This window comes from Glycomyces arizonensis DSM 44726 (assembly GCF_000482705.1).
GTDB classification, from domain to species: Bacteria; Actinomycetota; Actinomycetes; order Mycobacteriales; family Micromonosporaceae; genus Glycomyces; species Glycomyces arizonensis.
Map to the genome: position 1 here is coordinate 14075 of NZ_AXWO01000026.1, position 26812 is coordinate 40886.

The 26812-nt window shown below is 69.5% G+C and carries 24 protein-coding genes; 4 read left to right on the forward strand and 20 right to left on the reverse strand.

Going from position 1 to position 26812, the window contains the following annotated elements; all coding sequences use genetic code 11:
• Positions 1–144: 144 nt before the first annotated feature.
• The 4 genes from moeZ to H613_RS0116240 form a co-directional block, all read right to left on the reverse strand.
• Complete coding sequence (gene moeZ / locus H613_RS0116225) at positions 145–1323, reverse strand: adenylyltransferase/sulfurtransferase MoeZ (protein WP_035738331.1); 1179 nt, start codon at positions 1321–1323, stop codon at positions 145–147.
• A 69-nt stretch (positions 1324–1392) separates the two neighbouring features.
• Positions 1393–2232, reverse strand: coding sequence for a DUF3152 domain-containing protein (locus tag H613_RS0116230; protein WP_156926075.1), 840 nt, complete (start codon positions 2230–2232; stop codon positions 1393–1395).
• Positions 2229–3248 carry an alpha/beta fold hydrolase gene (locus H613_RS27075; RefSeq protein WP_084546687.1) on the reverse strand — a complete coding sequence of 340 codons (1020 nt, stop codon included), beginning with the start codon at positions 3246–3248 and terminating at the stop codon, positions 2229–2231. The genes H613_RS0116230 and H613_RS27075 overlap by 4 nt, the downstream gene beginning before the upstream one ends.
• Positions 3249–3253: 5 nt before the next feature.
• A complete protein-coding gene (locus tag H613_RS0116240) occupies positions 3254–4771 on the reverse strand; it encodes a hypothetical protein (protein WP_156926076.1) in 1518 nt (505 codons plus the stop codon).
• A 177-nt stretch (positions 4772–4948) separates the two neighbouring features.
• Here H613_RS0116240 and H613_RS0116245 point away from each other — a divergent pair, with 177 nt between their 5' ends.
• The gene (locus H613_RS0116245; protein WP_035738350.1) at positions 4949–5584 is read left to right on the forward strand and encodes a TetR/AcrR family transcriptional regulator; all 636 of its coding nucleotides are present in this window, start codon (positions 4949–4951) and stop codon (positions 5582–5584) included.
• A 107-nt stretch (positions 5585–5691) separates the two neighbouring features.
• The gene (locus tag H613_RS0116250) at positions 5692–5919 is read left to right on the forward strand and encodes a DUF3107 domain-containing protein (RefSeq protein ID WP_026924635.1); all 228 of its coding nucleotides are present in this window, start codon (positions 5692–5694) and stop codon (positions 5917–5919) included.
• A gap of 43 nt (positions 5920–5962) precedes the next feature.
• Here the strand turns inward: H613_RS0116250 and H613_RS0116255 are convergent, their stop codons facing one another.
• From H613_RS0116255 to H613_RS29385, 9 genes are all read right to left on the reverse strand, one after another.
• The gene (locus tag H613_RS0116255; protein ID WP_051393436.1) at positions 5963–7699 is read right to left on the reverse strand and encodes an LpqB family beta-propeller domain-containing protein; all 1737 of its coding nucleotides are present in this window, start codon (positions 7697–7699) and stop codon (positions 5963–5965) included.
• Positions 7689–9284 (reverse strand): MtrAB system histidine kinase MtrB, encoded by a 1596-nt coding sequence (gene mtrB / locus H613_RS27080; protein WP_211234854.1) that lies wholly within the window; start codon positions 9282–9284, stop codon positions 7689–7691. The genes H613_RS0116255 and mtrB overlap by 11 nt, the downstream gene beginning before the upstream one ends.
• Positions 9284–9973: an MtrAB system response regulator MtrA gene (mtrA, locus tag H613_RS0116265; protein ID WP_026924637.1), complete on the reverse strand. Its 690-nt coding sequence runs from the start codon at positions 9971–9973 to the stop codon at positions 9284–9286. The genes mtrB and mtrA overlap by 1 nt, the downstream gene beginning before the upstream one ends.
• 75 nt (positions 9974–10048) lie before the next feature.
• Complete coding sequence (locus tag H613_RS0116270; RefSeq protein WP_026924638.1) at positions 10049–11422, reverse strand: NAD(P)/FAD-dependent oxidoreductase; 1374 nt, start codon at positions 11420–11422, stop codon at positions 10049–10051.
• A 14-nt stretch (positions 11423–11436) separates the two neighbouring features.
• Positions 11437–12057: a hypothetical protein gene (locus H613_RS0116275; protein WP_026924639.1), complete on the reverse strand. Its 621-nt coding sequence runs from the start codon at positions 12055–12057 to the stop codon at positions 11437–11439.
• A complete protein-coding gene (locus H613_RS0116280) occupies positions 12054–13409 on the reverse strand; it encodes a DUF58 domain-containing protein (protein ID WP_051393437.1) in 1356 nt (451 codons plus the stop codon). The genes H613_RS0116275 and H613_RS0116280 overlap by 4 nt, the downstream gene beginning before the upstream one ends.
• The gene (locus tag H613_RS0116285) at positions 13406–14416 is read right to left on the reverse strand and encodes an AAA family ATPase (RefSeq protein WP_026924641.1); all 1011 of its coding nucleotides are present in this window, start codon (positions 14414–14416) and stop codon (positions 13406–13408) included. The genes H613_RS0116280 and H613_RS0116285 overlap by 4 nt, the downstream gene beginning before the upstream one ends.
• Positions 14416–14925 carry a hypothetical protein gene (locus H613_RS29380; RefSeq protein ID WP_026924642.1) on the reverse strand — a complete coding sequence of 170 codons (510 nt, stop codon included), beginning with the start codon at positions 14923–14925 and terminating at the stop codon, positions 14416–14418. Before H613_RS29380 ends, H613_RS0116285 begins: the two co-directional genes overlap by 1 nt.
• On the reverse strand, positions 14922–15620 hold the full coding sequence (locus H613_RS29385; RefSeq protein ID WP_051393438.1) for a DUF4129 domain-containing protein: 699 nt from the start codon (positions 15618–15620) through the stop codon (positions 14922–14924). Before H613_RS29385 ends, H613_RS29380 begins: the two co-directional genes overlap by 4 nt.
• Before the next feature lie 236 nt (positions 15621–15856).
• Here H613_RS29385 and H613_RS0116300 point away from each other — a divergent pair, with 236 nt between their 5' ends.
• Complete coding sequence (locus H613_RS0116300) at positions 15857–16696, forward strand: hypothetical protein (protein ID WP_026924643.1); 840 nt, start codon at positions 15857–15859, stop codon at positions 16694–16696.
• A 94-nt stretch (positions 16697–16790) separates the two neighbouring features.
• Here the strand turns inward: H613_RS0116300 and H613_RS0116305 are convergent, their stop codons facing one another.
• The 6 genes from H613_RS0116305 to pruA all read right to left on the reverse strand — a co-directional run bounded on the left by H613_RS0116305 (position 16791) and on the right by pruA (position 24486).
• Positions 16791–19304, reverse strand: coding sequence for a CHAT domain-containing protein (locus H613_RS0116305; RefSeq protein WP_084546689.1), 2514 nt, complete (start codon positions 19302–19304; stop codon positions 16791–16793).
• Between the two features lie 10 nt (positions 19305–19314).
• Entirely contained in the window at positions 19315–19848 is a 534-nt protein-coding gene (locus H613_RS0116310; protein ID WP_051393439.1) for a hypothetical protein, read from the reverse strand.
• On the reverse strand, positions 19835–20449 hold the full coding sequence (locus H613_RS27095) for an RNA polymerase sigma factor (RefSeq protein ID WP_084546690.1): 615 nt from the start codon (positions 20447–20449) through the stop codon (positions 19835–19837). Before H613_RS27095 ends, H613_RS0116310 begins: the two co-directional genes overlap by 14 nt.
• A gap of 9 nt (positions 20450–20458) precedes the next feature.
• Positions 20459–22003, reverse strand: coding sequence for a S8 family peptidase (locus H613_RS29390; RefSeq protein WP_051393441.1), 1545 nt, complete (start codon positions 22001–22003; stop codon positions 20459–20461).
• Positions 22004–22439: 436 nt separating this feature from the next.
• Positions 22440–22721 (reverse strand): DUF397 domain-containing protein, encoded by a 282-nt coding sequence (locus H613_RS27105; RefSeq protein WP_084546692.1) that lies wholly within the window; start codon positions 22719–22721, stop codon positions 22440–22442.
• Between the two features lie 136 nt (positions 22722–22857).
• Positions 22858–24486, reverse strand: coding sequence for an L-glutamate gamma-semialdehyde dehydrogenase (gene pruA / locus H613_RS0116330; protein ID WP_026924646.1), 1629 nt, complete (start codon positions 24484–24486; stop codon positions 22858–22860).
• 204 nt (positions 24487–24690) lie between these two features.
• Here pruA and H613_RS0116335 point away from each other — a divergent pair, with 204 nt between their 5' ends.
• Positions 24691–25590: a hypothetical protein gene (locus tag H613_RS0116335; RefSeq protein WP_156926077.1), complete on the forward strand. Its 900-nt coding sequence runs from the start codon at positions 24691–24693 to the stop codon at positions 25588–25590.
• Here the strand turns inward: H613_RS0116335 and H613_RS0116340 are convergent, their stop codons facing one another.
• The gene (locus H613_RS0116340; RefSeq protein WP_026924648.1) at positions 25591–26751 is read right to left on the reverse strand and encodes an ATP-binding protein; all 1161 of its coding nucleotides are present in this window, start codon (positions 26749–26751) and stop codon (positions 25591–25593) included.
• Between the last annotated feature and the right edge of the window lie 61 nt (positions 26752–26812).

Consider the following 26812-nt stretch of genomic DNA (forward strand, 5'->3'; position numbering starts at 1 on the left):
CATGAAGTGACGCAGAGTGTGAGGAAGGGCGCGCGGCCGGAGCCGCGCGCCCTTCCGCAAGACCCCGCCGGCGCGGGGAACGACTGGCCGAACCGCCTGCCGAACTCGGCTCACCCCCCACACGCGTGGGGAGCACGGTGCGCCTCAGTAGGCGGGCAGGCTCGGGTCGACCTGGTTGATCCAGCCGAGGACGCCGCCTTGCACGTGGACGGCGTTGCTCAGCCCGGCGGCCTTCGCCGCGGCCAGCGCCTCGGCCGAGCGGACTCCTGACTTGCAGTAGAACACCGCCTGCCTCTCGGTCGGCAGGTCCGCCAGGGCGGCACCGGAGACGATGTCGCCCTTGGGGATCAGGCGCGAGCCGGGGATCCGGACGATCGCGTACTCGGCGGGCTCGCGGACGTCGATGAGGTCGATGTCGCGGCCCTCCTTGAGCCACGTCTCGAGCTCCTTGGCGGTGATCGTGGAGCCGACGACGGCCTCGGCGGCCTCGTCGGTGACCGCGCCGCAGAAGTCGTCGTAGTCGATCAGCTCGGTGACGGTCGGGTTGTCGCCGCAGACTGCGCAGTTCGGGTCCTTGCGGACCTTGATCTTGCGGTACGTCATCTCCAGCGCGTCGTAGACCATGAGCGAGCCGACCAGCGGGTCGCCGATCCCGGCGATGAGCTTGATGGCCTCGTTGACCTGGATCGAGCCGATCGAGGAGCACAGCACGCCGAGGACGCCGCCCTCGGCGCAGCTGGGCACCATGCCGGGCGGCGGCGGCTCGGGGTACAGGCACCGGTAGCACGGGCCCTGCTCGGCCCAGAAGACCGAGGCCTGGCCGTCGAAGCGGTAGATCGAGCCCCACACGTAGGGCTTGCCCAGCAGCACGGCCGCGTCGTTGACCATGTAGCGGGTGGCGAAGTTGTCGGTGCCGTCGACGATGAGGTCGTACCCCGAGAAGATGTCCATGACGTTGTCGTTGTCCAGCACGGTGTTGTGGATGACGACGTCGACGTTCGGGTTGACCTCGCGGATGGAGGCGGCGGCGGACTCGGCCTTGGGGCGGCCGATGTCGGACTGGCCGTGGATGATCTGGCGCTGGAGGTTCGACTCGTCGACGGTGTCGAAGTCGATGATCCCCAGGGTGCCGACGCCGGCGGCGGCGAGGTACAGGAGCGCGGGGGACCCGAGTCCGCCCGCGCCGACGCAGAGCACGCGGGCGTTCTTGAGACGTTTCTGGCCATCCATCCCGACATCTGGGATGATGAGGTGGCGGGAATAGCGCCTCACCTCGTCGATCGACAGGTCGGCGGCTGGCTCGACTAGCGGCGGCAAACTCATATAACCAGTAATGCATATCCACTCTGTGGATATTCCGGCGGGAAGACCAGTGTGCTTGGTCTCACCCGTTCAGTCGTCGGCGTAGTCGTCGGGCGGCAGCGCCGGGCCGTCGTAGGAGCCCAGCGGGCCTTCGAGGTAGGTCTCGCCGTCGGGGTAGGGCCAGGCGTTGCCGACGCATCCCGCCAGCTGGAACGTCTGCTGGGCCATCACCGGCGACAGCTCGCCTTCGGCGGGGCAGACCTCGTGGGCGTGGCCGAGGCGGTGGCCCACCTCGTGGTTGACGACGTATTGGCGGTAGGTCTGGAGCGTGCCGTCCCAGTGGTCGACGGCGGTGAGCCAGCGGGCGGAGTTGATCACGACGTTGTCGCCGTTGCGGCACGAGACGCTGGTGCCCGGCTGGCTGCACAGGATCGAGCGCTGCTCGGGGCTGGCCAGGTAGATCGTGAAGTCGGCGCCGGACTCGCCGACCTGCTGGAAGCGCCAGCCGCCGCCGGCGGTCCACGAGCGAGGGTCGGACAGGGTGGCGGCGACGGCGTCGCTGAACTCCTGGACGTCGAGTTCGAGGCCGTCTTCGACGGCGACGTTGTACTTCAAGAGCGTGCCCGAGCGCCCGAACGCCGCCGCCGCGGCCGCGCTCGGCTGGGCGTAGGTCCACGTGCCGGTGCCCGAGTAGTACAGCGGCGGGGGCGGCGTCTCGGTCGCGGCCGGAGTGGTGGGGACGTCGGAAGACGGGGCCCGGTTCGTGTCGGTCAAGGGCGGCTCGGTGTCCATCGCCTGCGGCGACTCATCCCCCACGGCGCCGGCGACGAAGTACATTCCCAAGCCCGCCATGAGGATGAGGACCGCCAGCAGTGCGGCTCGGCGGCGCCTTCGATGGCGGCGACGGCGAGCCAATCGTCCCTCGGTCACACAGTGGAGTCTAGGTCAGCTTCGGCCTCGCGCGTGCGAGGCCCGTCGCCTTGGTGTGCCTCGCCTTGGTGTGCCTCGTCGAGCATCGCCACCATCGCGCGGGCGACGGCCCAGGGCTGCTCCATCATCGCGACGTGGCCGACGCGGTTGAGGATGAGCAGCCGCGAGTCGGGGATGGCCGCGCCGGTGCCGGGCGCCTGCCTGACGTCGATGACGCGGTCCTGCTTGCCCCACACCACCAGTGTCGGGGCCTCTATCTGGCGGGCCAGGCGCCACAGCGAGTGCGTGCCGGGCACGAACGACTGGAAGAACGAGGCCATCAGGCCGCGGTAGGTCCGGATGTAGGCGCTGGAGTGCCACGGCACGGCCAGGCGGCGTCGGGCCTCGGCGATGGCCTCGCGGCGCCGCTGCGGATGGATCCGGGTCGGGTCGGCCCAGGTGCCGAGGAAGATGTCGTCGACGACCTGCTGCGGGGTGCGCGAGCGCAGCGCCCGGTCGGCGATGCGGGCCATCTGGGGGACCATGAGCATCGGCAGGAACCGCGACTGGTGGGATCGGCGCGGGTTGCCGAACGGCATGGCCGGGGAGACGAGCGTGAGGGTGCGGACGAGGTGCGGGCGGGTGGCGGCGAGGTACACCGACACCGCCCCGCCGAGCGAGTGCCCGGCGAGGTGGACCGGCCCGCGCCCCGATTCGACGATCCAGGCGGCGACGTCCTGGGCGAGGGACGGGATGGTGACGCGCCGCCGGGCCGGGGCCGAGTGCCCGAAGCCGGGCAGGTCGATCGCGTCGGCGGCGAGGTAGTCGGAGAGGGCGTCGGCCAGGTCCGTCCAGTTCTGGGCGGAGCCGCCGAGCCCGTGCACGAACACGGCGGGCTCGGCTTCGGGCGTCGTCCCGGGGGTGTGGCGGATGAACAGGCGCCGACGGCTCACCCGGTGCTCGATGCCCGGCCACGGCGGATGCGGGCGGGATGGGACGCGGATCCTGTCCACCCCGACCAGCCGTGCCCGCCTCATGTCTCCTATTGTGCCACTTCGGCCGCGAGTGCGGACAAAGTCGCCGAAACCACCGCCCTGAAGCGCTCGGCCGTGACGACGGCGGCGCCGGCGAGTCGGCGCACCGACCGGCCGTCGAGCCACAGCACCACGACGACGGCGGTCTTGACCGGTCCGGTGGTGACGATCGAGGCGTGCTCCACTTCGATCCGGGCCTCCCCGGGCCCGAAGTACGGGCGCAGGGCCTCCACGGCGGCCGCGGCCGCGGCGTGCTGGACGTGCCAGTCGACCGGCGGGACGGTGACCGCGCCGGTCGACTCGTAGTCGCCGACGGCGAGCGTCACGCTCACTTCGGCGTCGAGCCCGGCCGAGTCGATCTCAACACGGCGCAGCTGCACGGCGCCGACGAGCGGGAGCTCGGCCGCGGCGGGGGCGGCGGGCTCGAGTTCGGCCTGGGCCTCCTCGCCGGGCTCGTCGGGCGTCTGCGGACCGGGCGTCGAGGCGCGCTGCTCGGCGACGACGGCCGAGACGGCCGCCTGGACCTCGTCGGGGTCGACGCCCTCTTCGAGTTCGAGCCGCAGGCTCGGGCTGCCGTCGGGCGCGGTCACGTGGAAGGCGTCGCGGACGCCGGGGACCTGCCGCACCCAGGCGAGCAGCTGCTCGGACTCGGCGTCGGGGGCCTCGTCCTCGGTGGTGACCGGCGGGGTCGGCTCGGGCAGCGGCTGGCGGGAGGTCGGCGGGGTGCGCGGCGGCGGCTCGGTGACCGGCCCGTGCACCGGGGACGGCAGGACGGGCGCGCTGGGGGTGGGGGCCTGCCGCGGGGCCGTCTCGGGCATCGGCCGGGCGGCGGGCGCCTGCTCGGTGCCTTCTGGCGGCGGCGCCGGGTGGTTCGCGGGGGTGGGAGGGACGGGCGGGGCGGGACTGCGGGGAGCGCTCGGCGCCGCGGGAGGCGCGCTCGGGGCGTGCGGGCTGGGCGGCGCGCTGAACTGCTGGCCTTGGGCGGGGCCGTAGTCGTGGTTCGCGCCGGGCTGCGGGGCGCTGTAGTCCTGGTTGCGGCCTGGGCCGGGCGTGGCGTTGTAGTCGTGGTTCGTGCCGGGAGGCGTGCCGTACTCCTGGTTCGCCCCCGGCGGGGCGCTGAGCCCTTGGTTCGCCTCTGGCGGTGCGCTGTACTCCTGGTTCGCACCTGGCGGTGCGAACGGCGACTCGGGCTGCGGTGTCTGCGGGTGCTGCGGCGCGGGCGGGATCGGCTCGAACTGCTCCCCCGGCGAGGGGCGCCGCGTCGCGGGCACCATCGGGCCGGTCTCGGCGATCTCCACCGGCACGCCCGGGACCTGCCCGGTGGGCTCCTCCGAGTAGCGGTGGCGCCTGCCGCGGTCGGGGTCGAAGCGGTACTGCTCCTGCTGCGCCGTCCCCTGCGGCGTGCCGTCGTCGGCCTCGGCCGCGGGCTCCTCCGCGGGTCCCCAGGACCGGCCTATGCGTCGGCGAGCCGGTGTGTCGTCTGGCTGCGGACGCTGCGGCTCTTCCGGTCGGTTCTGGTCATACACCACTGAAAATCTCCTTCGTCTTCCCGCCTCGAAGGTACCGTGACGCGACCAGCGCGGTGAAGCCGCGTTTGCCCGCCCCGTACGCTGGGAAGCTGGATTCCACCTTCCGTAAACTTCGTTGTGACCGCAAGATCCGGCGACTGACGGATGGGCGACACGACCGGGAAGAGGTGCCAGGTGAACAGCGCTGGAGAAGGCAGGGTCCGACTGCCCAGGAGCGAACGCCGGGCGCAGCTGCTGCAGGCGGCGCAGGAAGTGTTCGTCTCCCGCGGATACCACGCCACCTCGATGGACGACATCGCCGACCGCGCCGGCGTCTCCAAACCCGTGCTCTACCAGCATTTCACCTCGAAGCTGGAGCTGTACCTGGCGCTGCTCGACGGGCGCGCCACCGAGCTGGTCGAGCGCATCCGGGAGGCCATGGACCGCTCCGAGGACAACAAGGAGCGCGTCGACGAGGCCATGCGGGCCTACTTCGACTTCGTCGACGCCCAGGGCGAGGCGTTCCGGCTGGTGTTCGAGTCCGACCAGCGCAACGACCCGGCCGTCGCCGAGCGGGTGGCGCGCATGGAGGACGAGTGCGTGACGGCGCTGGCCGACACGATCATGGCCGACACGCAGGTGGACAAGTCCCGCGCCGAGCTGCTGGCCACCGGCCTGGTCGGGGCCGCCGAGGTCGCCGCCCGCAAGTGGATCGCCACCGGCCGCGTGGTGCCCAAGGACGAGGCCGTGGCGCTCATGAGCACCCTCGCCTGGCGCGGCATCTCGCATTTTCCGCTCGAAGGCGAGGACGGTGAGGGCGACCGGGACTGACCGGTCCCGTTCGCTGTCGGCGCACTGGCGTCGGCGCTGCGGAGCGTCCCGCGCGAGTAGTCTTGCATCGTCTGTAGACGTCGGAAGTAGTCGTTTGAGGAGGGCCCGTGGAGGTCAAGATCGGTGTCCAGTACGCCCCGCGCGAGCTGGTGCTCGAGAGCAAGCTGTCGTCGAAGGACCTGACCGAGGCGGTCGAGCAGGCCGTCAGCGAGGGCGGCATGCTGCGGCTGGAGGACGAGAAGGGCCGCCAGGTGATCGTCCCGACCGAGAAGATCGCCTACGTCGAGATCGCCTCGCCGTCGCAGCGGGCGGTCGGGTTCACGGTCGACTCTTAGACGCCGCTTCGCCCGGCCCGGAGTGCCCCTCCGGGCCGTTTCGCTATTCGAGGACGGTGAACGGGGCCGAGCCCTGGACGATCTGGCCGTCGGCGTTCTCGATCGGCTGGGGGCCGCTGCTGTGGACCCGGTACAGGTCGTCGCCGATCACGGCGATGTTCGGCTCGCCGCGGTTCTGCCCGGCCGCGAGGGGGTCGGCGGGCCTGGCCGCGATCGCCTCGGCGAGCGGCAGCCCGGAGGTGCCGCTCTGGTCCTCGACCTCGACGTTGTCGATGGACACCAGGAACAGCTTGTCGTCGTGGCCGGCGCGCTCGCCCGCCACCCAGATGAAGTCCTCCGAGCCCCACGCGACGTCGGTGACGCCGGTGATGGCGAGCCCGATGCGCTCGGGCTTGCCGATCTGGAGGTTGCCGTCGGCGTCGTGGCTCAGCGGCGCGGCCCAGGCGCGGCCGTCCTCGACGTAGACGATGCGGTGGTCGTCGGGGGCCACCGCCAAGGCTTCCACCGCTTCCCCGGCGAGGGTCTGGACGGCGCCGCTGCCGGTGTCGACCGTGGTGAGGACGCCGTCGTCGACGAGCATGACGGTGCCGTCGGTGAGCCACTGCGGGTCGCGCAGGTCTCCGGCCAGGCCCTCGACGGTCGACATGGCCCCTTCGCCCGCCCCGGTCTGGAGTTCGAGGCCGGTCTCGGCGGCGACGACGGCGGCGATCTGGTCGTCGTCGGCGACGGCGACCTGCCGGAGGCCGGGCTCGCTGAACCCGACCCACGGGTGGTCGGCCGAGGCGTCGGTGATCGCCTCGCTGGTGAACTGCCAGACGGTGTCCTCGGCGATGAAGTAGCCGATCTCGTCGCCGCCGGAGGGGATGGCGTTCCAGTCGCGCCATTTCTCCAGGGTGCCCTCGGCGCGCTGCTCGCCGTTGAAGAGCAGCTCGAAGCGGCCGGTCAGGCCGAGGCTCCAGGCGATCTGGGCGGCGATCGCGTCGGTGGTGGCGGCGTCGGGGTCGGCGCCCTCGCCGAGGGTCAGGTCGATCTGGACGACGCCGTCCTCTTCGGTGATCGGCTCGGAGACGGTGCCCACCGGGATGACCGAGCGGGCGGACTGGCGGACCCACTCGGAGGTGCCCTGGATGAGCCAGTTGAGGCGGATGTCGTGGTCGGTGGCCTCGTCGAGGTTGCGGTAGACCCACCGCAGGTCGGGCACGAGCAGGTCGTTCTGGCCGGTGGCCTGGAAGTACAGCGGGGCCTGCTCGTAGGACCGCTCGAACTGGTCGCGGAGCATCATGACCTGGGAGGGCAGCTCGCTGATGCTCCAGTTCTCCTGGAATCCCCCGCGTTCGAGGACGAACTCCTCCTCGTACTCGCGGGGCGTGTCGTTCATGCGGACCTGCCCGTCGGGCAGGTAGGTGCCGACGACCGTGCCGGTGACGACGACGGTCGTGGTGTTGAGGTCGGCGGTGTCGTCGCCGAGGTCGATGTCGACGTCGAGCAGGCCGATGCCGTCGGCGGGGGCGGAGAACTCGCGCTCGTCGTCGGTGAACTCGTGGAGGCGGTCGTCGCGGCCGACCGGGTCGCCCGAGGCGGCCCGCAGGAAGTGCTCGACGGTGGTGATCGCGTCCTCGGTCGGCAGGAACGACTCGGCCTCCACCGAGGAGGACTGGCCGAAGTCGGTGGGGGCGGCCTGGACGACCTCGGGCGAGGAGGACTCGGGGACGCCGCAGGAGGCGAGCATGGGTGCGGCCAGGCAGGAGACGGCGGCGCAGGCGAGGATTCTAGTGCGCATCGGGGGCCTCCTCGTCGAGTCGGAGCGGGATCGGGGACGTGATGACGCGGTTGCCGGCCTGGAGGGGCAGCGTGAGCACGAACAGGGTGCCGCGGCCGACCTCGCCGACGGCCTGGAGGGTGCCGGAGTGGAGCTTGGCGTCTTCGAGGCTGATGGCCAGGCCGAGGCCGGTGCCGCCGGTCTTGCGCGTGCGGGAGGGGTCGGCGCGCCAGAACCGGTCGAAGACGCGGTCGGCGTGCCCGGGCTTGAGGCCGACGCCGTGGTCGCGGACGGCGACGGCGACGGCGGTCTCGGATTCGGCGACGGTGACCTCGACGGGGCGGCCCTCGGCGTGCTCGATGGCGTTGGAGACGAGGTTGCGCACGATGCGCTGGACGCGCCGCGAGTCGACCTCGGCGACGACGCGCCGGGCGGGGCGGTGGACGGTGACGGTGACGCCCCAGTCGTCGGCGAGGGCCGACTGCTGGGCGACGACGTCCTCGACGATGGGGTTGACGTCGACCGCGTCGACTTCGAGGGACGCGAAGCCGGAGTCGAAGCGGGAGATCTCCAACAGTTCCTGGAGGAGGTCCTCGAAGCGGTCGATCTCGTGCTGGAGCAGCTCGGTGGAGCGCTTGGTGACGGCGTCGAAGTCCTCGCGGGTGTCGTAGAGCAGGTCGGCGGCCATGCGGATCGTCGCCAGCGGGGTGCGCAGCTCGTGGGAGACGTCGGAGGTGAAGCGGCGCTGCATCATGGACATCTCTTCGAGGCGCCGGATCTGGCTCTGGAGGTTCTCGGCCATGAGGTTGAACGAGCCGGCCAGGCGGGCGAGGTCGTCGGCGCCGCGGACCTCCATGCGCTCGTGGAGGAGTCCGGCGGCGAGCCGCTGGGAGGTGCGGGCGGCCTCGCGGACGGGGGTGACGACCAGGCGCGTCACGAGGGCGGCGATGACGCCGAGGAGGAGCACCAGGGCGATGCCGGCGAGCGCGAGGTTGGTGCGCAGGAGGCTGATGGCCTTCTGCTCGGAGTCGAGCGGGTAGAACGCGTACAGCTCGTACTCGACGGCCAGCTCGATCGGCGCGCCGACGATGAGGTACTGGGTCGTCTCGCGGTCCTCGAAGTCGAAGGTGCCGTACTGGCTGGCGACGTTGCCGCCGCGCACCAGCTCGCGCAGCTCGTCCGAGGGCAGGTCGATGCCGCCGACGGGGTTGGACTTGACGACGTCGCCGTCGGCGGTGGTCAGCAGGAGGTAGGGCGCGAAGACGGGGTCCTCGGCGATCTCGTTGGCGATCCGCTGCATGGTGGGGCCGAGGGTGTTGTCGTCCGAGGAGGTGAAGGTGCCCAGCTGGTCGGCGGCGCGCTCGACGGCGTTGACGGTCTCGTCGACGGCGGTGTCCTGCTGGTTGGCGAGCAGGCCGGAGGTCACCGACCCGGCGACGACGAAGCTGAAGGTGAGGACCAGGACGGTGGAGGCGATGAGGGTGGAGGCGACGACCCGCAGCTGGAGGGAGGCGCGGAAGCGGCCGACGATCGGGTTCGCCGCCCGCACGGCCAGGTGCCGCAGCCGCCCGCCGATGCCCCGCAACCAGGTGGAGGTGCGGCCCACTATCCCAATCCGGCTTTGTACCCGACGCCGCGGACGGTCTGGATGAGCTGGGGGCGCTCGGGGTCGGGCTCGATCTTGGCCCGCAGGCGCTGGACGTGGACGTTGACCAGCCGCGTGTCGGCCGAGTGCCGGTAGCCCCAGACCTGCTCCAGGAGCACCTGCCGCGTGAAGACCTGGCGGGGCTTGCGGGCGAGCGCCACCAAGAGGTCGAATTCGAGCGGGGTCAGCTTCACCTCGGCGCCGTTGAGGGTCACCTGGTGGGCGGGCACGTCGATCTGGACCTGGAGGCCGGGCTTGCCGATCTCCAGGCGTTCGGGCGTGACGTCGTCGCCGCGCCGCAGGCGGGCGCGGATGCGGGCGACGAGCTCCTTGGGCTTGAACGGTTTGACGATGTAGTCGTCGGCGCCCGATTCGAGGCCGAGGACGACGTCGACGGTGTCGGACTTGGCGGTGAGCATGACGATCGGGACGCCGGACTCGCCGCGGATGGCCTTGGCGACGTCGATGCCGCTCATGCCGGGCAGCATGAGGTCGAGCAGGACGATGTCGGGGCGGTGCTCCTTGAACGCGGCAAGGGCTTTCTCGCCGTCGGTGACGAAGGTGGGGGTGAAGCCCTCGGTCCGCAGGATGATGCCGAGCATCTCCGCCAACGCCGGGTCGTCGTCGACGACGAGTACACGTGCTCTCATGGACACCAGTTTTCCACCTCGCAAAAGACGAGAGCACCACGGGTGGTCACCCGTGGTGCTCCCACTGTATCGCTGTCAGCCCGGTTCCCCGGCCCGCGCGGGGTCGGACCCGGCGGCGATGGCCTCGAACGGCTCGCGGCCGAGGCTGATCTCGCCGAGCTGGACCATCTCGCGCTTGGTGAAGAACCCGACGATCCAGTCGGCGAGGATGCGGCCCTTGCGGCCGACGCCGGGCACGCGCGTCAGGTGGTAGCCGCGGTGCATGAACCAGGCGAGCAGGCCCTTGGCCTTGAACCCGTAGGTGTTGGCGACGCCCTTGTACAGGCCGAGCCCGGCCACCGAACCGATGTACTTGTGCTCGTACGGCTTGAGGGCGGCACCCACGTGCTTGGCGTAGATGTTGTCGGCCAGGACCTGGGCCTGGCGGACGGCGTGCTGGGCGCTGGGCGCGCAGTACTTCATCGGGAAGTCCGAGGTGTCGGGCACCTGGGCGGAGTCGCCCGCGCCCCACGCGCCGTCGACGACCTCGCCGATCTCGGCGGTGCCGGCCTCGACGCCCGTGGCGACCTGGAGGCGCGTGTTGCACTCCAGGTGGCCCTTGGGGCCGATCGGCAGGTCGGTCTTCTTCAGCAGCGGGCTGGGCATGACGCCGGCGGTCCAGATGATGGTGTCGGTGTCGAACTCCTCGCCGTCGGTGAGGACGACGTGGCCGCCCTCGCAGGACTTCAGGGTGGTGTTCAGGCGGATGTCGACGCCGCGCTTGGTGAGCTCGCGGGCGGCGTAGGCGCCCATCTGCGGGCCGACCTCGGGCATGATCTTGTCGGCGTACTCGACGAGGTACCACTTGATCTCGTCGGGGTCGATCTCCGGGTAGTCGTGGACGACCGTGGCCGTCAGGTCCTCGAGCTCGCCGAGCGTCTCGGCACCGGCGAAGCCGCCGCCGACGGTGACGAACGTGAGGGCCTTGCGGCGGATGTCCGGGTCGGTGGTGCTCACGGCCGCGGCGAAGCGCTGGAGGACGTGGTTGCGCAGCCAGATCGCCTCGCCCATCGTCTTGATGCCGATGGCGGCGTCGGCCAGGCCGGGAATGGGCAGGGGGCGGGAGACCGACCCGGGGGCGACGACGATCTCGTCGTACTCGATCTCGCGGGTGGGGCCTTCGACCGGCTGCATGGTGAGCCTGCGGGCGGCGTGGTCGATGTCGGTGACGCCGCCGGTGAGGATGGTGCAGTGCTTGAGCGCGCGGCGCAGCGGCACCACGCCGTGGCGCGGGGAGATGTTGCCTGCAGCCGCCTCGGGCAGGAACGGCTGGTAGGTCATGTGCTGGTTGGGGTCGATGACCATCAGTTCCACTTGACCGCGCTTGATGTCGCTCTTCAGCTTCTTGCTCAAGCGTTCGGCAACGTAAAAACCGACGTGACCGGCACCTATCACGACTATACGTTTCACATGTTCAATTCTGACTAGCGCGGGCTCCTCTTGTGTAGGGAACGCGCCAGGACGTAGATCACCGTGACAGCCGCCACGAGACCGACACCCACCGCTACGGCCGGGGATATAGCGGCGAAATAGGCGGTGAACAGGGCCAGAAGTCCCGCGAAGGCCACTGTCGACGCCGCGACGATCCCCAGGTGGCGGGCCCAGGTGTGGACGATCTCACTGTCCACCGTCGTAGTCGTTCGGAAGCGCTGGGCGACGGCGGCGGCCGAGTGCCCGGCGTAGAGCAGGACGGCCGCGGCGGCGGGGATCCACAGCCCGCCGTGGTCCTCGTACACGCTCGAGGTGATCAGCCAGGCCGCGATGACGGTGGCCGAGGCCGCGAGCGGGGCGATCCCGGCGGGCGCGAGCGCGGCGGTGAGCGACAGGGCCGCGGCGACGATGAGGTAGGCGGCCGAGGACGACCACTGCGGCGGGACCGCCACTTCGGCGGCGATGAAGTAGGACAGGCCGACCGTCGATCGCAGCAGCACGGCCGCCGGGGCCAGGCGCCGCAGCCACGAGGCGGCGCGGCGGCGGCCGCTCCGCGTGCGCAGGCGCAGGCCGTCACCCATCGCCTCGAACAGTCCCCGCTGGGCGTCGCTCACCGGTACCGCCTCCTGACCAGCTGGGCGATGACGTCGTCGAGGGAGGCCGATCCGGTCCACGGCTCGACGGCGACGCCGAGGTCGCGCAGCTCCATGACCGTGTTGGTGCGGGCCAGGCGCCACAGCCGCTCGGCGTACGGCGTCCAGTGCGAGCGGGCCGGCGGCGCGACGTGGCCCGGCAGCGTGTCGACGCACAGCACGGGCCGCCCGGCGCGGGCGAGGGCGGCGACCAGCCCGATGGAGCGCTCCGTGAGCAGGGGGGTGAAGACCACGTGCATGCTGCGGTGGCTGTCGAGCCGGCGGCGGAGCATCTCGACCGACGGCGGGAGCGAGTCGGCGGGGATCTCGACCGAGGCGAGCCAGCGCAGCAGCGCCAGGTTGTGGCGCCGCCCCGTCCCGGCTCGCAGGCGGCGGGCGCGGGCCCCGAACTCGATGCAGCCGACGCGGTCGCCTTGCAGCGCGTAGTGGGCGGCGACGGCCCCCGCGGCCCGGACGGTGAGGTCGGCGACCGAGGCGGGCCCGTCCACGCCGCCGGATTCACCGGCCTCGATCTGGAGGTCGAGGATCAAGGTGACGTCGGTGTCCCGCTCGGACAGCGTGGCGTTGACGTACAGCTCCTGGGACCGGGCGGAGGTGCGCCAGTCGATGCGGCGGAGCCGGTCGCCGGGCTGGTAGAGCCGGACCTCGGCGAGTTCGCCGGAGTCGCCGATGCGGCGGGAGCGGTGGACGCCCGCGACGCCGTCGGCGAACGGCAGGGACTCGGCGGAGTCGAACCAGCCGGGGACCGGCAGGACCCACACCTTCTGGCCGGGCAGGCGCTGGACGGTCGTCTCCAGCAGCCCGCCGCACGCGTACGACTGGACGTGGACGGGGCCGAGGTGGTGGCCGCCCCAGCGCTTGGCGCGCCCGGCGACGAGCAGCTCGCGGGCCGAGTTCGGGTAGAGCCGCTCGGCGAAGTCGCCGCGGCCGGTGTGCAGGTCGATCCAGTGGTCGGCGGCGGCGGTGACGACGGTCGTGACGCGGACGGGCTCGGGGTTGGCGACGTGGAGGACGGCTGAGGCGGTGTCGCCTTCGGCGCAGACTGCCTCGCCGACGTCGAGGCGGGCCTCGGGAGTCCGCTCGGGCCGCTCGCGCAGCAGCAGGACGGTGCCGACGACGAACGGGGCGGCGATGAGCGCGAGGTCCACGCGTCCGAAGGCGACGGACACGATGAGGCAGCACGCGGCGATGGCGACCGCGCGGGTGAGGGCGGCGGTGCGCCGCCACTCGACGGGCCGCTCGCGGGGGCGCTCGGCCCGCGTCCGCGCGTTGTCGGTGCGCAGACTGAGCACCGGGTCGGCTGCCAGGCTCATCTTTGGTTCGGGATCCGGCCGTAGGTCGGCGCCTGCGCCGTCTGCGGCGCCTCGACGCCGTGGCAGATGTCGGCGACGACGGTGGCGGGGTCGATGCGGCGCATCCACAGCTCGGGGCGCAGCGTGATGCGGTGCGCGAGCGCGGCGCCGGCGACGCCCTTGACGTCGTCGGGGGTGACGAAGTCGCGCCCGGACAGGACCGCGAGCGCCCGCGAGGCGAGCAGCAGCGCGAGCGAGCCGCGCGGGGAGGCGCCGACCTGCAACTGCGAGTGCGTGCGGGAGGCGGCCACGATGGCGACCATGTAGCGGCCCACGGAGTCCTCGACGGTGACGTGTTCGAGGGCGGCCTGCATGGCGACGAGGGTCTCGGCGTCGATGACCGGGTCGAGCTCGACGTCCTCGGTGCGGCGCCCGAGGCGCCGCTGGAGGACCTCCCACTCCTCGTCCTGGGTGGGGTAGCCGAACGAGACCCGCAGCAGGAACCGGTCCAACTGCGCTTCGGGCAGCTGGTAGGTGCCCTCGAACTCGACGGGGTTGGAGGTGGCCAGCACGGTGAAGGGCCGCGGCAGGCGGTAGGTCTCCCCTTCGACCGAGACCTGCCGCTCCTGCATGGCCTCCAGCAGCGCCGACTGCGTCTTCGGCGGCGTCCGGTTGATCTCGTCGGCCAACAGCAGGTTGGTGTGGACCGGGCCCTTGCGGTAGACGAACTCGCCGGACTTCTGGTTGTACAGGAAGGAGCCGGTGACGTCGGCCGGGAGCAGGTCGGGGGTGAACTGGAGGCGCCGGAAGTCGAGGCCGAGGCTCTGCGCGAAGCACCGGGCGGTGAGCGTCTTCCCGAGGCCGGGGAGGTCTTCGAGGAGGATGTGCCCTCCGGCAAGGATCCCGGCCAGCACCAGCTTCAGCGACTCGTCCTTGCCGACGATGACGGACTGGACGGACTTGAGGACCGCCTGGGAGTGCCGGGCGACCTCGTCGAGGCCGATCGGCGGTGCGGCGTGGTCGTTCATCAGATGGCCTCGATCCTGGTGAGGTGTTCGTGGAGCTGCCATTCGGTGGGGCAGTCGGGGACGGGCGCGGTGAGGAAGGCGTAGGTGCGCTCGCCGAGTATGCCGCGGCACTGGTCGGCGTCGCCGCGCAGTGAGAGGCCGCGGCGCAGCCGCAGCCGCTCCTCGGCGAGCTCGACGATCCGCCGCTTGGCGTTGCTGCCGTCGAAGGTGCCGGGCCTGGTCTCGGCGAAGATCAGCTGGTCCTCCCAGCGGTTGACCTCGACGAACGGCCGCCACGTGGAGGTGTTGACGCTGCGGGTGGTGAGCTCGGGGCCCGGCTCGGTGTCGGGGCGCAGGGCGGCGACCATCGCGTTGAGCGCGAGTCCGGCGAGAGCGAGGAGGGCCACCTGCCACAGCAGCAGTTCGACGCCGGAGACGCGCGCGATGCCCCACACCGCGGCGGCGCAGGCGACGATGCCGACGGCGGGCCAGAAGCGCAGCCGCCCGAACGGGGCGAGGAAGTCACTCACCGCGCCTCCCTGACGCCGAGCTGGCCTTGCAGCTCGACCAGTGCCGAGCGCGCCCGGTCGCGGTCGTCCTCGCCGACCTCGTGCGGCGAGTAGCGGGCCCGCAGGTAGGCCTCGGAGAGGCGGGCGAGCGAGCGGCCGTCGAGCTCATGGCGTTCGAGGAGCTTGCGGACCAGGTCCGAGGGCGTGTCGGACGGTTCCCTGGGGATGCCGACCCGCTCGCCGGCGTCCTCGAAGTGCACCCAGCAGGCGATGATGGCGCTGCGCGGGTCGGTGCCGAGGTCGATCTCGGCGAGCCCGGCGGCGACGGCCGCTTCGACGAGGGCGACGTCGCGGTGGAGGTGCTGCGGTTCGACCTCTTGGCGCCGGTCGGTGGCCTGCGCGTCGATCAGCCAGCGGACGAGCTGGCGCGCCAGCACCGCCAGCAGCAGCGCGACCGGGATGCCGACGAGGACGCCGAGGATGAGCCAGGAGACCCACGGCGGCAGCGAGGAGTCGCCGGTGTCCTCGAACATCGGCTCGGTGGTGATCTCGACCTGCGCTTCGGTCTCGAGGGCCGGCGGCGCCGCGGTGCCCTCCGAGTCGAGCAGCACCTCGCCTTCGCGCCACTGCATCCCGGTGCCCTGGGCGGCGAGTCCGACCACGACGAGCGCGGCGACGGCCACGATGACGGGCAGCCAGCGGCGGCGCATCAGCATGCGCCCGGTCGCGTCGTGCCCGGCGCTGCGGCGTGCGTCATGGGGGACCTCATGGGGTGACGTGGACTCATGTTGCGTGACGCCCACCATAACGCCAGAACACCGCGACCGCCCAACCTCCTCCCACCACTCGAACGAAGACGCGACTGTCTCGTATCCGACAGTGTCGGTCCCATGGCGGAGCGCGTTCGATTCCTAATGTCTGACGCGTGGTGACACATGGACACGAAGCGCCATTGCGGCTGCTTCAAGACAATCCGAAACTCGCGACCGAGCTGTACTGCGGGCTGCTCGGCCGGCGCCTCCCGGACTACACCTCGGTCAAAGAGGGCTCCGAGGCCATGACTCGGAACGACAAGCCCGACAAGCGCGACTGCGACAACCTGGAGGTCTACTACCAGGACGAGAAGGCGGTATTCGCGCTGATCGTGGAGGTGCAGCTACGGCCCAGCGACGAGAAGCACTACTCATGGCCCGACTACCTCATCGCGGTGCGCAGCCGCCTGCGCTGCCCGGTCGCGCTGGTGGTGATCTGCCCGGACGCGGCCACCACCAAGTGGGCGGGCCTGCCGATCGAGACCGGGCACATGGGCTTCACGCTCGTCCCGTTCGTGATCGGCCCTGACCTGATCCCGGTCGTCACCGATCCCGACGAGGTCCGCGGCTGCGAGCAGATGGCGCTCCTCAGTGCCATGACGCACGGCGACGGCGAGAAGGGCCACGACGTCATGGCGGCGTTCGGGGGCGCCATCGCGAACCTCCCCAAGCACCTGCAGGTCAAGTACACTCGAATCGCAAGCAACACGCTCACGGACACCGCTCTGGGGCGACTGGAGGCCATCATGACCGACACTGTCTATCGCCGCAACTCCGGCAACTCGATCTTCCACCGCTTCGAAGCCGAAGGCGAAGCTCGCGGCGAGGCGAACATGCTGCTGCGCATCCTCGACCGGCGCGGTATCGCGGTCGACGCCGCGGCTCGGGACCGGATCGCCTCCTGCACCGAGATCGACCAGCTCGAACGCTGGGGCGATCGGGCGCTGGAGATCGAGCGCGTCGAAGAGCTGTTCGACTGACCGACTTCTTCACGAAAGCGGCCGGTCCTGACGGGGCCGGCCGCTTTCGCCGATGGGCGAACTCGGTCGCGCGGTCGGAGCGAATGAGGGGTGATCAGGCCCCGAAGCAGACGAAGGGATGCCAGGGACGGTTCTCCCCCACGGCGGCGAGGGCTTCGGCGGGGGTCGCTCCGGCGGCGCAGCGGCGGTGGTAGTCGATCATCATCTCGGCGGCGAGCTCGTCGGGGACGCGCCCGAGACTGGAGACGACCGTGGAGGTTCCCGCGTGCAGGAGCGCGGCGGTGAACCCGAGCGTCTCGTTGCCGACGGCGACGGTGGAGCGCCCGAGGTCGCAAGAGGACAGCACGACGTGTCCGGGGGGCTGGTCGAGGCCGAGCAGCTCGTAGGCGTTGAGGGGACCTTGACCGAAGTCGAGCCGGGAGAACAGGACGTTGTCGGGCTCGTGGTGCCCGTGGGCCGCGAGGTGGGCGACGGAGGCACCGTCGAGTGCCTTGAGGACCAGTTCGGGATCGGAGTCCTCGGCACGCATGAGGTGCGCTCCAGGGTAGAGCGCGGCGATCGCATCGATCTCAGTGTCCGCCGTGTTCAGTGCCTGCCCGGCCGCGACGAGAGCGGCTCCGGTCGCGCGGGTGCGGTTGACAGCGCGATACCAGGCCTCAGCAGAGGGAACGACGGTGACCGGCCGCCCGCGAAGCGGCGGGAGCAATGGCCAAGGCACCCAAGCGAGCTTGCTATGGGGCACTATGACGGCGGAATGATCGCCGACGAAGCGGCTGATCGGCTTCCAAATGCCTTCCGCGAGCGTCTCCGCATTGCGGCGTACTGAGCCCTCGACGCTCTGGCGGAGACGCTCGGGAAGGCGGTACGGAGCGCCGAGCGCATCCAGGTCGGCCCCCAGCCGCCGTCCGGCTTCGACAGCCGGTTCGAGTTCGATCAACTCGACGTGCCGCAGGCCTCCTGCTCCTGACAACACCGCGCGCAGATGTCCTCCGGCATCGAAGAGGCTGATCACCACGGAATCACGGTCTTCGGCCAGGTTGTGAATGCTTTCAGCGGCTATGCGCTCGGTCTGCTGTCCGGGGCCGGGTTTGGCCCGGTCGTACGCCCGGATCTCTTCCTCGAGCTCGCGGACGCGCTCAAGGGCCTCGGTCGCGTCCTTGCCCTCGACCTGGAGGTCCCAGAGACGCTGGCGTGCCTGCCGAAGACGCCCAAGCGCTTCTCGCGCATCCGGATCAGCGCTCGACTTCACGGGCGGAATGCGAAGAGCCTGAGCGCGAGAGCGTTCGGCCCACCACAGCATCTCCCCCGGTTCACCGTGCTCGGTCGTGTGCACGAGCCCTCTGTTCGCGAGCTGCACTCCGAGAGCGGAGACTCCTGCCTGGAACTCGATTGAACCGAACTCGACACGGTACCTGTCGAGCAGGTTCAGCCCGGCGTGCAGTTCCGGCATGGGATCGCGCCCTTGCGCGGTCGCCAATTCGGCTTTGGCGAGATACCGCGCAAGGCTTTCGGCCAGCGCCTCGTAACCGGCGCCTTCCTGGGACTCGTCCAACAGCTCGTGAACGCCGTCGAACTTGCCGATTCTGATACGCGCTCTCGCCTCGAGGATTTTCGCCTGGTTCAGCCGAAGTGTCCATCCGCGGTTTTCCAACGCCTCGCACAGCCTGGCTACCTTGTCGGCGAAATTCACGCCTTCGTTATGCGAATCGAATTGCCCCTGGAGTATCAAGAGCTGCGCGAGGAACGCCATCGGTTCGTTGCCTTGGCGGTACAACGAATTCATGGCCTGCTTCGCCCATTCGCTGGCCGTTTCGAACTGATGGTATTCGAAACCGGCCACCGCGCGCCAGAACTCAAGAATCGCCGCTGTGCGCTGGTCTCCTGACAGTCGCAGTCCCGCAATGGCTTCCGCCCAATGCTCGGCGGCCTGCCGGTACATTCCGACATAGAGCAACGCATCCGCATACGAGCCGAGGACGAACGCCTCGAGTTCGGGTGCGTGCCGCCGGTACTGGACGCGGACCTCATCGAACGCGCGAAGTGCCCTGGTCACATCACCGAGGTCGAGCCACAGCAACGCCTCGGCATGCTGGGCCTTCGCCTGGTGGACCGGAATATCGAGGTTCGCGTACAGACTTATCGCGCGCTGAATGCTCTCCAGGCCGTTGTGCAGCTCGCCCAGGTCTCTCCATACCGCGGCTCGGTTGTGGAACAGTGCCGCATACATCCAATCCGGCCCGTTGGACTCCAAGAAGGGCTCAGCGGCCGCGAACCACTTGAGCGCATCATTCAGGCGACCGTTCTGCCAGAGGATGAACGCACGCTGATGCAGGAGCATGCCTCGTTCCTCGGGAGCGATGAATTCTTCAGCATGATCAAGAAGGCGCAGGCCCATGGCCGAGTCGCCGAGATGTGCCAGGTTCACCGAGCGGACAGTGAGGATCCGAGCGATGAGCCGCGCTCGTGCGGTACCGGGCGGTGGTGGGTGTCCGGGATTCCATTCAACGAGCGCAAGTGCCTCTTCAAGGGTTTCGGCTGCTTCCACCATGCGACCACGCCGGTGCAGACGCTGGCCGCGCGAGAACAGGCGCCATACGCGGGAGAGCATTCTTCATATGCTACAGCCGCACTGCGGGCGTCACGACGACCGCTGGCAGCCCCTCTCGCTGGAGGGTCTCATCAGGGCGAATCACCAGCTGGAACATTTCTCCGTGCGGAAGTCCCTCCAGCACGAAGCGCCCGCTCTCATCGGTCGTAGCCTTACGCGTGCCCTCAGGATTTCTGAGTTCGACGACATATGTTCCCTCAGGACCGATCCAGCCGTCGAGTCGCAACTCCTGCAGCGTGGAAGGCCTGGGCGTCACCATAACGGTGATGGCCTCGCAGTCGAATGTGATCGATGCGGGATCCCCTTGCCCCACGGCGAGTTCGGTATCTCCCCTCACGAGAGTGAACTCGGTGGGCCGGGATATGCCGGCCACACGGGCGTCGAGTTCCGCCTCGAGTTCAAGGGCGAAGAGCACACGTTCGTTGAGATCGTCCGGAATCGGATCGTCGCGATCATGCAGCTGGTCGATCACCGCCAGAATCCGTCGATCGCAGGAGTCCAACGACTCATTCTCACCCTGGTTTTCCCGTTCAGGCTGCGTCATCGTCCCGCTCCTCACCTCTGCTCCAGCCGGGGTCGGCCAGGAGTGTCTTCCTCAGTTTGTCCAGGCATCGACCTCGTGTAGGGCCAATGCTTCCCCTCTTCATCCCCAGCGCTTCGGAGATGTCGTCGTAGTCGGGCCGGTCGACCGCCGCCACATAGGCGAGCAGTCGCCGGCACCGCTCAGGTTGGGCAAGGAATGCGCGCCGCACGGCCTCGTGTTCGGTATCGCGGACGAGACCGTCCTCAATGCCTTCAATGACCGGCTCTTGGAGATCGATGGGGTCGGCGGCGATCTCGCGATGGGAGCCGCTGATCAGCTTCCAGGCTTCACGCCTGATCGTGGTGAGCAACCACTTCGTCAACGCGCGCGGTTGTTCCAGCTCGGTTCCCGGGCGCCACAGGCGAAGCCACGCGGTCTGGACGGCGTCGGCCGCGCTCTCGCGATCGAGACCCGCCCGGCGCGCGGCCCTCCAGAGCAGCACGTTGAGTTCCTCGACAAGAATGCGTTGGGCTTTCTTGTCGCCGGCGCGCGCGGCGATGTACAACCGCCCGCGCCGGTCGTAATCCACAGCTGCCACAGATTGAGCTGAAGTCGCGTTCATTACTTCAGGCTAGCGGTTCTTCAACCGTTTGAGGGCCCCGTGCGCCCACGCTGCAACCTGCACCGAATCATCCACTTCGGGCATACCGCTTTCGGTCATCTCGTTCATCAGGAACGCGGCGGCGAGCGGCGCGGCGAATGAGGTACCACCCCAGACGGCGTAACCGGCGGAGAAGTCATCGGGATCGTGGCTCTCCCGGTGGCGATCGGCGAACGACGCCCGCGCACGTCGGTCAGGCATCAGTGATCCCTTGGCTTCGCCCGGGAACGTGCTGACCAGCCCGGCGCCGGTCGCGAAGCACGAGACCCAAGGGCCGTCGTTCGAGAACATCGCGACGTTCTGGTTGGGATTCAGCGCACCGACGCTCAACACCGGCGCCGATGTCTCGGGCCGGGGATACGCGGCGAAGGCCGCCGGGTAGAACGGACGGTCCGACGACTGGTTCCCGGCCGCGGCGACCACCGTGACGCCGAGATTGGTCAGTCGTTCGATGGAGGAGCCGATCCAGCCACCGGGCGGGTCGTCGGGGTTCTCATCGACATACCCCATCGCCAGCACGACCACATCGACTCCGATCGCCTCGGAGTCGCCGCCTCGAGCGGCTTCGACCTGATCGGCGACATGGTTGAGAGCACCGACCACCTCATGTTCGTAAGCCAGGCCGTCGTTGTGGACCACTCGGAGCGAGTACACCTGAGCGTCGGGGGAAATCTGGCGGATCAAACCCGTCATGAAGGTGCCGTGCCCGAAATGACTCGCCACTTCGCCCAGCAGCGTGGGCTCGTGGACCGGACCGTCCCAGGGCGTGTCGAGCGGCAGCGCCGGAGAGTCGGCCTGGCTTCCCAGACGACGCTGGAACTCCTCGTCGACCACTACGAACGTGTCCTCGCCCTCGGAGCGGTCGGAGACGTCGAATGCCGCGTGCGACTTCGGAACACCGGTGTCGAGTATTGCTACCCGAATACGCCTGTCCATGCTCCTCCGCAACGGCATGGGGTTCACCATGTCGACTGGGATCCGCCCCAACGGGCGAAGATGCGAGGCTGCGGCGGGAGGTTCGGCACCACTGATGCCTGGCGTGCCTTTCGAGCAGACCATCAAGTGTTCCAATCGCACCTTGTCTGCCACTTCGGCGGGGAGACGGCCCTCACCCATAGCGGTCCTGAACCGCTGGATCAGCGCCCATGCGTCGACAGCAGTCGGATCTCCCTGGCCGCCAAGCAAAACAGGTACCCGGTGGGATCCTTGACCGGGCACGATCGCAGTGGAGGACTGACAGTCGAGCCGCAGTCCGATCGGTTTCACGGTGCTTTCGAGTCGCCTGCGCACCGCGTCGTCGAGAATGATCGACTCGTCGATCAGGAGATGGTCGTAGCGGTAGATCGTGCCGACGGGCATCGGCTCGCCGGGGGCCCGCACCACCTGGCCAGGGCGCAGCACACGTCCACTGTGCCGATCCAGAGTGGTCGCCGAGATTGCCGGCACGCCGCTCATTCGGTCACGCCTCGGGTTCGGTTCCAAGTGGGGTTCTTCGTCGGCGAAGATCAGACGCATGGGAGCTCCTCTCATTTCAGGGGTGTTATGCGGTTGTTCCTGTTGAGGAGAATCTTCCTCGCGGTCGATTCTCCTCAACTTCTGCCGGGTCATGGGTCCCGGTGCTATTCGTTTTGTCGGGAGGCACTCAAGCCCGGAACGCGGCTGTCGTCACGGGCTGGACGGGTTTCTTCCGCGTTCAACGTATAAGAGCACTCGTCTCAGGGTCAGATACACGGCAGGCGGGAATTTCTCGGGATTGCAAGCGCTCGACCGGTGTTTCAGACATCGGCGGCGTTCGGGCCCGCCTTCAGGAGTCGGCGGCGTTCCGGCTCGCGTTTCGGGGTCTACGGCGTTCTTGCCTGCGTTTCTGGAGTGTGGGGCGCCCGGTCCCCGTATTTCGGCACGGCGCTGCTTCGGCTCGCGTCTCGTGGCGCGGGCCGGGGTCTCGGTTGTCTTACTCGCCCTTGTCCTCGGCGATCTCGACCATCGGTTCGTCTTCCCACGTCTCGATGTCGAACTCGCCGTCCTTGACGCCCTCGACGAAGGCCTCCCATTCCGCGGGCGTGTAGATGAGGAGGTCGCCTTCGGGGTTCTCGGCCATGCGGAGGGCCACCAGGCCGTTGTCGGCGTAGCCGATCTCCAGGGCCGCAGGGGTGCCGTCCTCGCGCATCGTGCGCTCCCAGCGGGCCGCCGCCGTGTCGAACTCGCCTTTGAGGGGATGCTCACGCTTCGTCATCGCCCAAGCATAAAGGGCTCGGACCGTCCGGTCCGAGCCCCCGTATCGGTGATGTCGGCCCCGCGGCGGCACTCGTTCACGGTTCCTTCGCGGTGAAGAGCCGTGAGCGAGTGCCGAGGGCCTGCGAGAGGTGAGTTCAGCCCTGATGCGGGTAGCGGTAGTCCGTCGGCGGGACGAAGTTCTCCTTGATCGAGCGCGGGCTCACCCACCGGACGAGGTTCTGCCACGAACCCGCCTTGTCGTTCGTGCCCGAGCTCTTCGAGCCGCCGAACGGCTGCTGGTTCACCACCGCGCCGGTCGGCTTGTCGTTGATGTAGTAGTTGCCCGCCGCATACCGCAGTTCCTCGGTGGCCCAGGCGATCGCGCGGCGGTCGGTGGCGAACAGCGCGCCGGTCAGCGCGTACGGCGCGATGTCGCTCGCCTGCTTGACGACGGTCTCGAAGTCGTCGTCCTCGTAGACGTACACGGCGTGGATCGGCCCGAAGAACTCGTCGGTGAACAGCTCGTGCGCCGGGTCGGTCGCCTCGATCAGGGTCGGCTCGACGAAGTAGCCCACCGAGTCGTCGGCCGAGCCGCCGGTCAGGACGGTGGCCTTGTCGTCGCCTCGGAGCCGCTCGAACAGCGCCACGTGCTTCGCGAACGCCCGGTCGTCGATCACCGCGCCGCCGAAGTTGGAGAAGTCGGTGACGTCGCCGTAGGTGAGCTCCTCGGTCATGCCGAGCACGATGTTCCTGAGGCCGCCGCGCCACAGCGACGCGGGCATGTACGTGCGCGACAGCGCCGAGCACTTCTGGCCCTGGTACTCGTAGGCGCCGCGCACCATCGCCACCGCCAGCTGCTGCGGTTCGGCGCTCGGGTGGGCGATGATGAAGTCCTTGCCGCCGGTCTCGCCGACGATGCGCGGGTAGGCCCGGTAGCCGGTGATGTGGTCCCCCACCGTCTTCCACAGGTGCTGGAAGGTCTTGGTGGAGCCGGTGAAGTGGATCCCGGCCAGGTCGGGGTCGACGAGCGCCACGTTGGAGACGGCTTCGCCGTAGCCGGTGACCATGTTGATGACGCCGGGCGGCAGTCCGGCTTCGAGGAGGACGCGCATCAGGAAGTGCGCGGCGAACTGCTGGGTCGGCGAGGGCTTCCAGACCACGGTGTTGCCCATGATCGCCGGGGCCGTGGGCAGGTTGCCGGAGATCGCGGTGAAGTTGAACGGCGTGATGGCCAGGACGAAGCCGTCGAGGGGCCGGTGGTCCATGCGGTTCCACACGCCGGGCGAGGACTTCGGCTGCTGCCGGTAGATGCCCTCGGCGAAGCCGACGTTGAAGCGCAGGAAGTCGATGAGTTCGCACGCGGAGTCGATCTCGGCCTGCGCGGCGGTCTTGGACTGGCCGAGCATGGTCGCGCCGTTGAGGGTGTCGCGGTAGGGCCCGGAGATGAGTTCGGCGGCGCGCAGGAAGACGGCGGCGCGGTCGGCGAAGGGCATGCGCTGCCACTCGCGCCGGGCGGCCTTGGCGGCGGCGACGGCGTCGGCGACTTCGCCGTCGGTGGCCTCGCGGGCGGTGCCGAGGACGTGGGCCCGGTTGTGGGGCTGGACGACCTCGATCTCGGCGCCGGTGCCGCGGCGCCATTCGCCGGCGATGTTCATGTCCAGGTCGAGCGGGGTGCTCGCGAGTTCGGCGAGCTTCTTTTGGAGGCTCTCGCGCTCTGCCGTGCCCGGTGCATAGGTTTTGACCGGTTCGTTCTCCGGAGTCGGGACGTTAAACAAGGCATCCATCGCACTCTCCCATAGATTCGATGGCAACTGAAAGAAAAGATCTATGATTCCGAGGCTACCGTACGGCCTCCGCTCTCGCCATCTTCGCACAGTCGCGGCCCGGTGGCCCGCCGCGAAGGGAACAAAGGCGCCCCGGCGTGCTTCAGGCCTGCCGCGGGACCGGTGTGATGCAGCCGCCGATGGACGCGTCCGTACTCTGGGCGGGTGACCGATACACAGGATTCACCGGCCGTGACCGACGAGGCGGCCGCCGAGACCGTTCCCCAGCCGAAGCGCGAGGGCCGCGCCGTCACCGTCGTGCTCGGCATAGGCGCGCTCGCGGCGCTGGTCGGCGTGCTCGTCTCGCTGTACGCCCTGACCGGCATGGCCGACGGCCTCGACGAGACCGGCGTGATGACGCTGGCGCTGAGCCTGTTCAGCCCCATCATCATCGCGATATTCGCCGGTGCCGTCGGCGGCGTCGTCGCCTCCCGCGTCAAGGGCCCGCGCCGGGCGCTGGCCGCCGCCGGGTTCGCCGTCGTGGGGCTCGCCACCGCGGGCGCGGCCTACGCGCTGTTCAGCGTCGACGCCGCGATCGCGCTCGCGCTCGGGCTCGTCCTGCTCGGCTCGGCCGTGGTCGGCGGCCTGTTCTCGCTGCCGCGACACCGCCTCCCGGTCGTCGCCGGGCTCATCGGCACGCTGCTGCTGCTCGCGCTCATGTTCCTGCGCGGCGTCCTGGAGACGTCGCAGCAGAGCCTCTTCAGCGACCCGCTCGACGAGTACGGGGCGCTCGGCACCATCGCGCCGTTCGCCGCCGGGCTGGCGTGCGGGTTCGCCGCGTTCCTGTACCTGCGCTCGGCCAAGGCCGGGACGCGGCTGTACGGCTTCCTGTTCGCCGGGGCGATCCCCGGCGCGATCTGGCTGGTGTCGACGATCATCGCCCAGGTCGGCGTCGAGACGGTCCTGGCGATCGGCGTCGACGAGGTCGCCGTGCTCGACGAGGCGTACCTGACGCTGACGTTCCAGTGGCAGTACAACGGCGCCATGACCGTCCTGTTCGCCGGGGCACTGTGCTCGGTGCTGGCCTACGGCATGCTGCTGCCGAGGCCCGCCAAGACGGCTTGATCAGCTTGTCTGCGGGATCGGCAGCCCGCTGATGAGGAGGTCCCGGACGGGCACCGCCTCCACGCGCTCCGCGAGGGGGAAACGGTCGCCTCCGGCATGCGCGACGACGACCCGGTCGATCGACAGGTCGGCGAGGGCGACGCTCATGGACCTGGTCATCTTCGGACGGTCCGTGCGCTTGATCTCGATGCCGATGCGCTCGTCGGCGATTGACACCAGCAGATCGATTTCGGCGCCCGCCTGCGTGCCCCAGAACCACGGGTCCGCGGCGCCTCGGGCGAGCAACTGCTCGATGACGAAGCCCTCCCAGCTCGCACCGATCTTCGGATGGGCCAGCAGGTCGTCGTAGTCGCGGATGCCGAGCAGACTGTGCAGCAGGCCGCTGTCGCGCACGTATATCTTCGGCGAGCGGACTTGGCGCTTGCCGATATTGGTGAACCACGGCTGCAGCTGCCGCACCACCAAAGCATCGCTCAGCGCGTCGAGGTAGCGGCGCACCGTCGGCTGGGAGACGCCGAGTGCGCGTGCCAGCTCCGCTCCGTTCCATGTCTGCCCGTGGTAGTGGGCGAGCATCGTCCAGAACCGCCGCATGGTGCTCGCCGGTATCCGAATGCCGAGGTTGGCAAGGTCGCGTTCGAGAAAGGTCTGGATGTAATCCTCACGCCATGCACTGGACGACTTCGCGTCCTCTGCCAGATAGGACCGAGGCAGGCCGCCCCGGAGCCATAGCGCGTCCAATGCGTCCGGCCCGAGGTCCCGCAGCTCGAATCCGCCGAGTTCCATGAGGGTCACCCGTCCGGCGAGGGATTCGGAGGCCAGACCGACGAGATCGGGCGATGCGCTTCCCAGGATCAGGAATCGTCCGGGACGGCGGTCTTCGTCGGCGAGCACCCTGAGCACCGGGAACAGGTCCTGGTTTCGCTGCGCCTCATCGATGACGACGGTACCTTGCAGCATCGGCAGGCTGAGCGTGGGCGCTCCGAGACGGGCAGCGTCCCTCGGATCCTCCAGATCGAAGAAGTTCGACCTCGGAGGATTCACGACCTGCCTGGCGAGCGTCGATTTCCCGGCTTGGCGCGGACCGGTCACCAACACGATCGGAGCACGTCCCAGTGCTTCCCGCAACTGTGTCTCGGCATCGGCTCGTGCCACGATCCCCATCGATTTCACCTTGTAAATCTAACATTCGATATTAGTTTTACAAGGTAAATAGCGCCGTGTC

Excerpts from the sequence above, each read along its gene's own strand:
- pruA (WP_026924646.1), bottom strand. The coding sequence starts at position 24,486 with ATGGATGCCTTGTTTAACGTCCCGACTCCGGAGAACGAACCGGTCAAA.
- H613_RS0116280 (WP_051393437.1), bottom strand. The coding sequence starts at position 13,409 with ATGAGCCTGGCAGCCGACCCGGTGCTCAGTCTGCGCACCGACAACGCG.
- H613_RS0116305 (WP_084546689.1), bottom strand. The coding sequence starts at position 19,304 with ATGCTCTCCCGCGTATGGCGCCTGTTCTCGCGCGGCCAGCGTCTGCAC.
- H613_RS27095 (WP_084546690.1), bottom strand. The coding sequence starts at position 20,449 with ATGAACGCGACTTCAGCTCAATCTGTGGCAGCTGTGGATTACGACCGG.
- mtrA (WP_026924637.1), bottom strand. The coding sequence starts at position 9,973 with ATGAGAGCACGTGTACTCGTCGTCGACGACGACCCGGCGTTGGCGGAG.
- H613_RS0116310 (WP_051393439.1), bottom strand. The coding sequence starts at position 19,848 with ATGACGCAGCCTGAACGGGAAAACCAGGGTGAGAATGAGTCGTTGGAC.
- H613_RS0116285 (WP_026924641.1), bottom strand. The coding sequence starts at position 14,416 with ATGAACGACCACGCCGCACCGCCGATCGGCCTCGACGAGGTCGCCCGG.
- moeZ (WP_035738331.1), bottom strand. The coding sequence starts at position 1,323 with ATGAGTTTGCCGCCGCTAGTCGAGCCAGCCGCCGACCTGTCGATCGAC.
- H613_RS27075 (WP_084546687.1), bottom strand. The coding sequence starts at position 3,248 with ATGAGGCGGGCACGGCTGGTCGGGGTGGACAGGATCCGCGTCCCATCC.
- H613_RS27105 (WP_084546692.1), bottom strand. The coding sequence starts at position 22,721 with ATGACGAAGCGTGAGCATCCCCTCAAAGGCGAGTTCGACACGGCGGCG.
- H613_RS29390 (WP_051393441.1), bottom strand. The coding sequence starts at position 22,003 with ATGCGTCTGATCTTCGCCGACGAAGAACCCCACTTGGAACCGAACCCG.
- H613_RS0116255 (WP_051393436.1), bottom strand. The coding sequence starts at position 7,699 with ATGCGCACTAGAATCCTCGCCTGCGCCGCCGTCTCCTGCCTGGCCGCA.
- H613_RS29385 (WP_051393438.1), bottom strand. The coding sequence starts at position 15,620 with ATGCTGATGCGCCGCCGCTGGCTGCCCGTCATCGTGGCCGTCGCCGCG.
- H613_RS0116340 (WP_026924648.1), bottom strand. The coding sequence starts at position 26,751 with ATGGGGATCGTGGCACGAGCCGATGCCGAGACACAGTTGCGGGAAGCA.